The organism is Microcystis sp. LE18-22.4A, assembly GCF_027531105.1.
Lineage (GTDB): Bacteria > Cyanobacteriota > Cyanobacteriia > Cyanobacteriales > Microcystaceae > Microcystis > Microcystis aeruginosa.
Genome location: NZ_JAPZRB010000056.1, coordinates 1 through 10,332 on the forward strand (window position 1 = coordinate 1; position 10,332 = coordinate 10,332).

A 10,332-nucleotide genomic window follows, 5' to 3' on the forward strand; every position below is an offset into this window, starting at 1 on the left:
GATTTTGAGAGAATCGTCGTTCAAAACCTTGCGTCTTCATCGGCCCGCGTCCTGTAGGGGCGAAGCATTCGGACAATAACCTATCGGTGAAAAGGTAGATTTTCTATCCGAATGCTTCGCCCGTACTTATTCAGCAAACCCAAAATAATGATATTTTGATTATAAACGATCGCGCTCAAACAAAAACATAAATCGTAGTGGACTGACACACCTAATTTAGGTGTAGGGTGCGTATTTGCGGCCATCAATTCGGTCAAAAAACCAAAATTAACAATCCGCCGTAACGCACCACCTCTATCATTAAATTGGTGCGTTATGCTATCGCTAACACACCCTACTGGCTAATCTTTGTGTCTTTGTGGTTATGATGAATCAATCAACTCCCAATACTAATCAATCTATTCCCGTAGAGATAATTGCTTCCCGTAACTTCATCGATTGGTTAGAGTCTCAGCAGATTAGTCTGGCTTTTACTACCTATCAAAGTTCTCGACTGATGTTTTTAGGAGTTAACCCCCACAGGGGGATGTCGGGATTTGAGCGGATATTTGACCGCGCCATGGGTTTATATGCTACCCCAGAAAGGATTTATCTTAGTTCCCGCTATCAAATCTGGCAACTAGATAATGTGTTATCATCCGAACAACTTTATGATGGTTACGATAAACTTTATATCCCCCGTATTAGTTATACTACTGGGGATTTAGATATTCACGATTTGGCAATAGAAAATCTCTCTGAAAGAATTGTATTTATCAGTACGATGTTAAATTGTCTGGCGACAGTCAGCGATCGCCATAGTTGTATTCCTCTATGGAAACCGTCGTTTATTTCCGCTTTAGTCAATGAAGATCGTTGTCATCTCAATGGTTTAGCTTTGGTAGATGGGAAGGCGCGTTATGTTACCGCTTGTAGTCAATCAGATGTGGTGGATGGGTGGAGAGACAGAAGACAAACTGGCGGTTGTGTCATTGATATTCAGTCTAATGAAGTAATTGCTACTGGTTTATCTATGCCTCATTCTCCCCGATTTTATCAGGGTAAGTTATGGTTATTAAATGCGGGTACGGGTTACTTTGGTTATATTGATCAAGACAAAGGCATTTTTGAGCCTGTTACTTTTTGTCCTGGTTTTCTGCGCGGTTTAGCATTTGTCGGAAATTATGCCATTGTTGGATTATCTAAAAATCGTGGGGTAGATAAGACTTTTTCGGGGTTAATCTTAGATGATAATTTAATGGCTAAAGAAGCAGATCCTCGCTGTGGTCTGCTAATTATTGACTTGAAAACAGGTGAAGTTGTTCACTGGATACGCTTAGAAGGTGAAGTGACTGAACTTTATGATATACAAGTCTTAGAAGGAGTTAAACGTCCCCAAGCTTTAGGATTTCAAAATGATGACATCAGTAAAATTATTACTCTTGATCCTATTTCTCCTTTAGTTGGAGGAAATCTAGCAAATAATCAGCCTGATACTTCCCCAGCAGATACCCTTTATCAGCAAGCATACACCTTGCAAAAACAGCTTAAGCTTGAAGATGCGATCGCTCTCTATCAACAATTAATTAATCAATATCCCCAATATGCAGCTGCTTGGCATCAGTTGGGGGTAATCATGGATAGTTTAGGACAAATTGATCAAGCTATTTTGGCTTACAAGCAAGCTTTATTGATTAATCCTAATTATGCAGAAAGCCACAATAATTTAGGAATAATAGCAGTTAGCAAGGGAGATTTAGACGAGGCGATTATTTGCTTTAACCAAGCTATTTGTGGCAATCAAAACTATGCTTTTGCTGAGAATAATTTAGGTTTAGTCTTACAAATGCAGGATAAGTTAGGGGATGCTGTGGTCAATTTTCAAGAAGCAATCAGGAAAAACCCTAATTATCCAGAAGCACACTTTAATTTAGGCAATGTGTTACAACTACAGGGAAAAATTGAAGAAGCGATCGCTTATTTTCAAACAGCAATTAAGCTTAATCCTAAGTATATTAAAGCTTATAATAGTTTGGCTTTAGCTTTAGGAAGACAGGACAAAGTAGAAGCAGCTATGAGCGTATTTAAGCAAGCTTTAGCCATTCAACCTAATTCCCCAGAGGCTTTTGCTTGCTTATTTTCTATGAAGGAAATGACTTGTAATTGGGAGACAAGAGAAGCTGATTTAATCCAACTTTGGCAATTAACCGAAAACCAGTTACAAGAGGGAAAATCTACCGCAGTAACTCCCTTTGATAGCTTATATAAACCTTGGTCTGCTAGTCAACAGTTAAAAGTGGCTTGTAACTATGCTCAAGAGATTAAAAGACAATTAGCCTTAGGGACTAAACCCCTCAACTTTAACCATTCCCGCACCCGATCTGGACGATTAAAAATAGGTTATTTATGCCATGATTTTCGTAATCATCCCACCAGTCATTTGATGCAAAGTGTCTTTGGTTTACATGATCGCAATAACTTTGAAATAATTGCCTATTCCTATGGTCCTGATGATGGTAGTGAATATCGTCGTCGCATTGCTAATGATTGCGATCGCTTTTATGATATTGCTACTTTATCAATTACGGAATCTGCACAACGGATTTTTGATGATGGGGTGCATATTTTAGTGGATTTGATGGGATATATTGATAAAGCGCGGACACAAATATTGGCTTTAAAACCTGCACCGATTCAAGTTAATTATTTGGTTTATCCGGGGACAATGGGAGCAGATTTTATCGACTATATTATTGGTGATGCCATAGTTACACCACCAGAGTCTGCTGATAATTTTACTGAAAAATTGGTAATTTTACCGGATAGTTATCAGGCTAATGATTATCAACAAATTATATCATCTAAACCTGTTACTCGTTCCCATTATGGTCTTCCTGAATCGGGTTTTGTCTTTTGTTGTTTCAACCACACCTATAAAATTGAGCCGCAAATATTCACTGTATGGATGGAAATTCTGGCCAATGTTCCAGGTAGTGTATTATGGTTATTTTCGAGAGTAGCTGAAGCTGAAGCAAATCTACGTCGGGAAGCACAAGCGCGAAGAATTGACGGCGATCGCTTAATTTTTGCCCATCTCCAACCTAAGCCGGAACATTTGGCGCGGCATCAACTAGCTGATTTATTTCTTGATACTTTATACTATAATGCTCATACTACTGGGAGTGATGCTTTATGGGCAGGTTTACCGATTATAACTTGTCCAAGTGCAACTTTTCCTTCCCGTGTTGGTGCTAGTTTACTGACAGCTATTGGCCTACCTGAATTAATTACTAAGAATTTAGAGGAGTATAAAAATTTAGCGATTAATTTAGCAAAATCTCCTGATAAATTGCAGGAAATTAAACAGAAACTAGCCCAAAATCGTCTGACTTATCCGTTATTTGATACCCTTCTTTTTACCCGCAATTTAGAAAAAGCTTATCGGACAATGTGGGATATTTATGCTGCGGGAAAATCACCAGAGATGATCAGGATAGCCAATTGATCACTGGAATTATCAGGGTAAGCGCATCTTAACAATCCTTGACAAAATCAACTTTATCCCTCCCAGTTTTCACGGTACTTATTTTCATAGATTAAATTTACTTGACAAAATGACTGATATGTGTTAGTAAATTAAGTCCTAAAATTGAATTACCTTGCTCATTTAACAGAGGACTATAACAAGCGATCGCTCCCTGTTGCGGTACAATTGATAATAGGGCCCCACTAACTCCCGATTTAGTGGGAAAACCCACCTCAATAGCAAATTTTTCGGAAGCTTCATAGAGTCCAGAATTAGTCATAATTTCTAGAATAATTTCGGCAAAAGAAGAAGCTAAAATCAACTTACCTAAATTAGCAAGATCGGCAATTTTTCCAGATAAACAACAGATTCGATTGTAGGTTTCTAGAGCTAAATAACGATGACTAATATAACCATTTTTTTCTAATTCTAAGCTTAAAGCTTGATTGTGTGCATTAGGATAAGAGTGAACAGAATCAAGCACAGAGTGATCGAGAAATAATTGACAATTACCCATTTTATTTAACCATAAAAGCAAATTTTCACAGCGAGATTCTGGCGTTTCTCCTGCTAATAAGTCTGTCAATGCGATCGCACCACTATTAATCATAGGATTACGGGGAAAACCGCAATCCTCTTGCAGTTGAGTTAAGGAATTAAAAGGATAACTAGAAGCTTGTTTTCCCACGCGACGAAAAACAGCATCTTCCCCCAAATGAGTTAAAAGATATAATAACAAAAAAGGTTTAATCACACTCATCAAAGGAAAAGTTACAGTTTCATCTCCCCAAGACAAAATCTCCCCCTCAAGACAGTGAATCTGGAGAGCGAAAACCTCGGGATGAACTTGGTTCAAAACCGGTATATAATAGGGAGTCTGACCCTTCCTATCCGATAAATGCACTTCCCCGACCCAAGCTTGTATATCTTCCACCCTTAATCTAGCTAATCGGTTCATTTGTTTGTTTAATCCATGTACTCAGTCAAAGAAGCAGAATCTATAATTTTAACTCAAATTCAACCCCGACAAGAAACAGAAAAAGTTTCTCTAGAGGCAGCTTTTGGGCGCATTTTAGCCGAAGATATCAGCAGTGATTTAGACTTTCCCTATTGGGATAATTCTGCTATGGATGGCTATGCTGTCCGCTACGAAGATGTCAAAGACACTAAACCAGAAAATCCCGTTACTTTAAAGATTATCGCCGAAATTCCCGCCGGCAAAGTCCCCGAAAAAATTATTCAACCAGGAGAAACAGCGCGAATATTTACGGGAGCGATGTTACCCGCCGGCAGTGATACGATTATTATGCAGGAAAATACTCAAAAACAAGGGGAGCGAGTGGTGATTCTTATCCCTCCCGAAAAAATAGGTCTTTTCGTGCGTCAACGCGGCACATTCTATCAAGCAGGAAATACCTTATTAAAAGCTGGTATTGCCATTAATTCCCCAGAAATAGCGGTTTTAGCCACGGCACAAGCTACCGAATTAACAGTGTTTTCCCGTCCCCAAGTGGCAATTTTCTCCACGGGAGATGAATTAATTAATCCCGATGAAACCCTCCAAAAAGGTCAAATTATTGACTCAAATCGCTACGCTTTAACCGCATTTGTCGCCAGTTTAGGGGCAATTCCCAGACCTTTAGGTATAATCAAAGATAATCCCGATCTTCTCAGAGAAACTATCAGAAAAGCCATTAATTCTAGTGCCATCGTCCTTTCCACCGGCGGTGTTTCCGTGGGAGATTACGATTATATCGAGGGAATTTTAGGGGAATTAGGGGGAAAAATTCTGATTGGCAGCGTTGCTATTCAACCGGGTAAACCCCTAACCTTTGCTACTTTTCCTAACGGTTGTGTTTACTTTGGTATCCCCGGTAATCCCGTCTCTGCTTTAGTTTCCTGTTGGCGCTTCGTGCAAATCGCCATTAAAAAATTATCGGGATTGACAGATTATCAGAACAAATTTCTGCGAGTTGTCACCCGCGATACTCTCAAATCTCAGGGACAAAGAGAAGTTTATCTCTGGGGAAAAATAGAAATTATCGAGGGAGTTTATCAATTTCAACTTGCTCCCGGACAACACAATTCGGCTAATTTAATTAATTTAGCGGGTACTAATGCTTTAGCCATAATTCCCCAGGGTAAAACTACTATACAAGCGGGAGAAACAGTAGAAGTTATGACTGGACTTCCCCTTTGAGAGCCAGTTTCAGATTTTGGCAAGGGTTCTTTTTTTGACTTGATCTCCTTCTCGATAGGAATCTGGTCGAAGAACAGCGGGGGGGGAATTACGGTTAGGAACTTTTTCTATATACATGGCTATCATTTTAGCAAATGGAGAGAATTCTTGTCCATTAAGAAATGTTACAAATTACATGGGTACATTAAGGAAAGTTAAGGGGTGCATCCATTGATGGATAAGGGTTTTCGGCTATTATGGTATATATGTATGGGGGAAGTTCAGATCTAGGAATTGCTACTTTTGCGACTCTCTCAACAGGAGAGAAAATAAACGCGGCTCTTCGTTACTTGTTATGGTTCGATAGGGGGGCATAAATCGACTAAATCCTTATCTGGCAAGAGACTTAATTGATTAGTTCGCTCTAGATAAAAAACAATTGACAAAAATCGCTAAATGCCTTTCTCTATAAGGGTTCCATCCCTTATAACCCCCGTCCATTGCATAACACAAACCGAAGAGCCATAAACGCACCAAAACCGTTAAAGAAACGATTGAAACGACTAAGAAAGGCACAGAAAAACCTTTCTAGAAAACAGAAGGGAAGTAAACGACGGGAAAAAGCCAGAAAACGAGGGGCTAAAATCCACGCAAAGATTAAGGACACTCACACTGATTTCTTGCATAAACTATCCACTAAAGTTGTTCGTGAAAATCAAACGATAGTTTTAGAGGATTTAAACACATCGGGAATGGTTAAAAATCGGAAGTTATCCCGTGCCATATCAGACTTAGGATGGCGTTCTTTTCGAGATATGCTATCAGCAAAATCTGATAAATATGGGCGTGATTTTCGGTTAATTTCCCGATGGGAGCCAACGTCTCAGCGATGTTCCTGTTGTGGGAATATCGGCGGTAAGAAAGCGTTAAATATCCGTGAGTGGGAATGTCTTTTCTGTGGGACTTTCCATGATCGAGACATCAATGCTGCGGTAAATATCAAGGTCGCCGGTGGGCAATCGGAGACTTTAAACGGACGGGTCGGAAAGCGTAAGACTTCTGTTAAAGAAGCCGCATCCTGTGAAGCGTTAACCCCATTGACGCGACTACCCTAAAAAGGTAGCGTGGTGAGGAATCACCGTCCGTTTACGGCGGTGAGGATGTCAACGGTTAGAAAGAGCGCAGTTTCCCCGCGACCAACCCCATTCTTCCACTCCCACGGAAATTTGCGAACCGGGACGGACATCTCCTTTCGATAAGTCTATCAGGGTCACACTGACTGCGGCGAATAAACTGCCACGATAAATCGGTTGTCCTTTGTTGTTAGTATTTTTAAAGCTAAGGCTAGAAACTTGGGGAGGTTGACCGGAACGCGTCCAGCGAATGCGTTCAAAACGTCCATTGAGAAATTCTGCCGAATAGGACCAACCGTTATTCATGCGGCCTTGACAAAAAAGCTGTTGTGTGGCTACGGTAGCAGGAATATTGACAGATAAACTCAGAAGGCTGAATGTACCGAGAGCGATCGGCAAAAATTTCATAAAAGTTGGCACTATAGGGTCAAATAATCCTATTATAAGTTCTTAGCTCGCAAATTTAACTATCGCAGCTGCGGTAAGTTCCGGTTTTTCGAGGTGGGGAACATGACCACAGCGAGGAATCCAGACCAGTTGATTATTAGGTAAAGCCTGCTGAAATTTCTTCGCGTCTTTTGTGCCTAAAATTTGATCGTTTTCTCCCCAAATAATCAGCGTTTCTCGGTTTATTTGGCTTAATTGCGGCAAAAATGACCCATAACCGCCACTTTTGGTAAAGGAGATTAAAGCCTCACTCCAGTGGGGACAATTCAGGTGCAGACTAGCACAGGTGCAAGCATCAACAGTGGCCAAAGTTTGATCGAAATAGGCGGTACGACTGATATTTTGGCGCACGCGGGGATTGGCTAAAAAATTAGTTGCCCACTTATCGAGGGGCGAAAACATCAATTTACCCAAAACTGGGGGATTAGCTAGTCCTGCGCTGTCAATGAGGACTAATTTTGCCACTATTTCTGGGTAGGAGAGGGCAAAATCGAGGGCCACTGCACCCCCCATGGAAGCACCGACTAAAATTATCGGTTCGGCGATCGCAGTTCTCCAGAAATGGTAAAGATGGCTTTTAATAGTTTCGGGAGATACTTCTAAATCTGGGTATCGCTCAGTAAAACCGAAGCCGAGTAGATCTATCGCCCAAGTTTCCCTATTTTGGGCGAGGAAAGGTAGTAAACGCCGAAATTCCAGCAGGGAACTATCAAAACCGTGCAGGAGGACAAAAGGCGGTTGACCTTGCCCTTGTTGACTATAGGTGGTTAGAATCGATCGGGGATAGATGGGGCTATCGATGGCAATTTGCTGGATATTTTCGAGGAGAGCAAGGGAGGTATCTTCGCTCAATCCCTCGCTAACAGTGGGTAAAAAGTTAGGATAATTCACGGATGAGGGGGACAGTTTTTTCTAGAGTTTCCGAACATCGGCGTTGATTTTATCAGCCTGTATCCAAGATTTCCGGTCAAAAAAACCCAGGCTGATAACTGATAGCTGAAAGTTATCTTAATAGCTAATTTCGAGGGTGACAGCAGCGCGCAGGGTTTGTTCCCCTCCGATAACCGGGCTACTGGCAGCATCGGCACTCCGAAAAACCGCTTCTGAGCGGGCTATTGGCACGGGATTACCTGTATTACCCACTTGGATAGAAACCGTTTCTTTCGCCACTAAACCGAGGGCTTGTAACACGATTGTCGCCTGTTCTCTAGCTTGTTCCGTGGCTTTGATGAGAGCGGTTCTTTGGGCAGCTGCGATCGCTGATTCTCCAGCAGTAAAACTGACCCCATCGATGCGTGTTGCCCCGACTTTCACCGCTTCATCGATTAAAATCCCCGCTTGGGCTATATCGATCTGAAAACTAATCAAATTAGCCCCGATATAACCGATTAAACGTCTTTGGTTGTTGCTGTAGTCATAATTGGGCTGTAAACTGATGCCGGTGGTTTCCAATTTTTCCACTTGACGGGAACGGAGAAATTTAACCACCGCATCGCTACGATTGGCGGTTTCCCGCTGCACTTTCCCCGCTTCTTTGCCTTGAACTTCTACCCCTAAGCGCACTACTGCCTGAGAAGTGGCGATATTTTCTATTCCTTCTCCCGTTACGGTAATTGTCCTCAATTCTCTTGTGTTTGCGTAACTAGGCATAACTAATCCGGTGTTGATGAGGATAAGGGACAGCAAAAAAGCCAAGCAAAATTTTCTGTAATTCATGAAAAATCCGTAGCGATCGATACTATATTTCGATTCTAGCCTTTATTTTGGGCAATTGAGTTGCAGATTATCCCTTTTCCGTCACTTTCGCCATATTGGTGACTAAGCTCTGGGAACTTGAAAAGGGGCCTTTAAGCAAGATTGGTGACTCTCTTCGGTTTGGTGGGTAAAATGTATTCTAAGATACAGTCTTGCGCTCAAGTGAGTGTAAAGAACCACAGAGACACAAAGGACACAAAGACCGATCGCTATTATATAAGTTAAACTTGTCACACAAAGAATAAGAGAGCCGATTGGTTCGCACACTGGTGCTGTTGATTAAAAAGATAAATTCTCAAAACTTGCTATGATCTAACAAGATTGTTAATGCACTTTCTCGGATTAATTATCCCCTGCAATGACTCGCCAAATTCACGACCAATTTGCCAAGGAATATTTAGAAGAACTCTTAGCGTCTCTAGGGACGATTAAAAAGAGCAAGAAAGTCAAGAGTGAAGTCCAAGAAATCGATGTCTGGTTTGAACCAGCCAGTTCAGCATCAAGGACTGAATTACCCTTGGGGTTACTCGGTAAAATGGCGGCGACTTGCTGCTTATTTGAACCTTTCCGTAACCCACCCTCCGAGGTAGAGATTCGCAGTTGCATCTCAAAGTTATATGCGGTTCATGGCGAGGTCTTGAGGAAGGCGAAACGGACAAACAAAACTCTAACCGAAGCTGAACTACCAGTTCTCTGGATTTTAACGCCTACTTTTTCGGGGAGAATGATTGAAGAAGTCGTGGGAATCCCCCCTTCATTCCTACCAGAAGAGGGGATGAAAGAGGAGTGGGGAAAAGGAGTTTATTTTTCCCCTAGCCTGTTCAAAACAGGAATCGTCGCCATCCATCAATTACCAGTCAATGAGGAGACTTTATGGTTGAGGGTGCTAGGGAAAGGAGGGACACAGAAACGAGCAGTAGAAGAATTAGTGCAATTGCCTGAAGGTAATCCTTTCCAAGAGAATTTACTGGAAATTCTGGCCAACTGGCGCAAGAGTTTGGAATTAAGAGACAATTTAAGTGCCGAAGAACAGGAGGAGATTATGAACCTATCACCAGCTTATTTACAACAACGAGAAGAGTGGAAACAAGAAGGGATACAAGAAGGGATACAACGAGGCAGTTTAGAAGGACAACTATCGCTGATAACCAGTCTTCTGGAAGGACGGTTTGGCCCCCTAGATGCAGAATTATCTGGTCTGGTGGGACAGATTGCCCAACTTCCCATCTCGGAACGCACCGGGTTACTTCTTTCTCTGGCCAATTTATCTCGCTCAGAACTGTTAGAAAGATTCAGGGAAAATTAAACTTTCA

General features: G+C 41.6%; 7 protein-coding genes and 1 pseudogene. 4 read left to right on the plus strand and 4 right to left on the minus strand.

The features are described from left to right. The first annotated feature begins 364 nt into the window (after positions 1-364). Positions 365-3,484 carry a TIGR03032 family protein gene (locus O9295_RS02695; RefSeq protein ID WP_288031489.1) on the plus strand — a complete coding sequence of 1,040 codons (3,120 nt, stop codon included), beginning with the start codon at positions 365-367 and terminating at the stop codon, positions 3,482-3,484. 97 nt (positions 3,485-3,581) lie between these two features. Here the strand turns inward: O9295_RS02695 and O9295_RS02700 are convergent, their stop codons facing one another. Continuing rightward, positions 3,582-4,463, minus strand: a complete 882-nt coding sequence (locus tag O9295_RS02700) for a glutaminase (RefSeq protein ID WP_288031492.1) — start codon at positions 4,461-4,463, stop codon at positions 3,582-3,584. A 15-nt stretch (positions 4,464-4,478) separates the two neighbouring features. Here O9295_RS02700 and O9295_RS02705 point away from each other — a divergent pair, with 15 nt between their 5' ends. Both O9295_RS02705 and O9295_RS02710 read left to right on the plus strand, forming a co-directional pair. Next, positions 4,479-5,705 (plus strand): molybdopterin molybdotransferase MoeA, encoded by a 1,227-nt coding sequence (locus O9295_RS02705; protein WP_288031495.1) that lies wholly within the window; start codon positions 4,479-4,481, stop codon positions 5,703-5,705. A 503-nt stretch (positions 5,706-6,208) separates the two neighbouring features. Next, positions 6,209-6,799 (plus strand): annotated as a pseudogene (locus O9295_RS02710) (RNA-guided endonuclease TnpB family protein); the annotation flags it as partial. 48 nt (positions 6,800-6,847) lie between these two features. Here the strand turns inward: O9295_RS02710 and O9295_RS02715 are convergent. The 3 genes from O9295_RS02715 to O9295_RS02725 form a co-directional block, all read right to left on the minus strand. Next, complete coding sequence (locus O9295_RS02715; protein WP_002758665.1) at positions 6,848-7,225, minus strand: hypothetical protein; 378 nt, start codon at positions 7,223-7,225, stop codon at positions 6,848-6,850. A gap of 42 nt (positions 7,226-7,267) precedes the next feature. After that, positions 7,268-8,155, minus strand: coding sequence for an alpha/beta fold hydrolase (locus tag O9295_RS02720; protein WP_288031498.1), 888 nt, complete (start codon positions 8,153-8,155; stop codon positions 7,268-7,270). A 117-nt stretch (positions 8,156-8,272) separates the two neighbouring features. Beyond that, the gene (locus O9295_RS02725) at positions 8,273-8,980 is read right to left on the minus strand and encodes an SIMPL domain-containing protein (RefSeq protein WP_079206144.1); all 708 of its coding nucleotides are present in this window, start codon (positions 8,978-8,980) and stop codon (positions 8,273-8,275) included. Positions 8,981-9,377: 397 nt separating this feature from the next. Between O9295_RS02725 and O9295_RS02730 the strand changes: the two genes are divergently transcribed. Then, positions 9,378-10,325 (plus strand): RpnC/YadD family protein, encoded by a 948-nt coding sequence (locus O9295_RS02730; RefSeq protein ID WP_288031502.1) that lies wholly within the window; start codon positions 9,378-9,380, stop codon positions 10,323-10,325. Positions 10,326-10,332 lie beyond the last annotated feature (7 nt).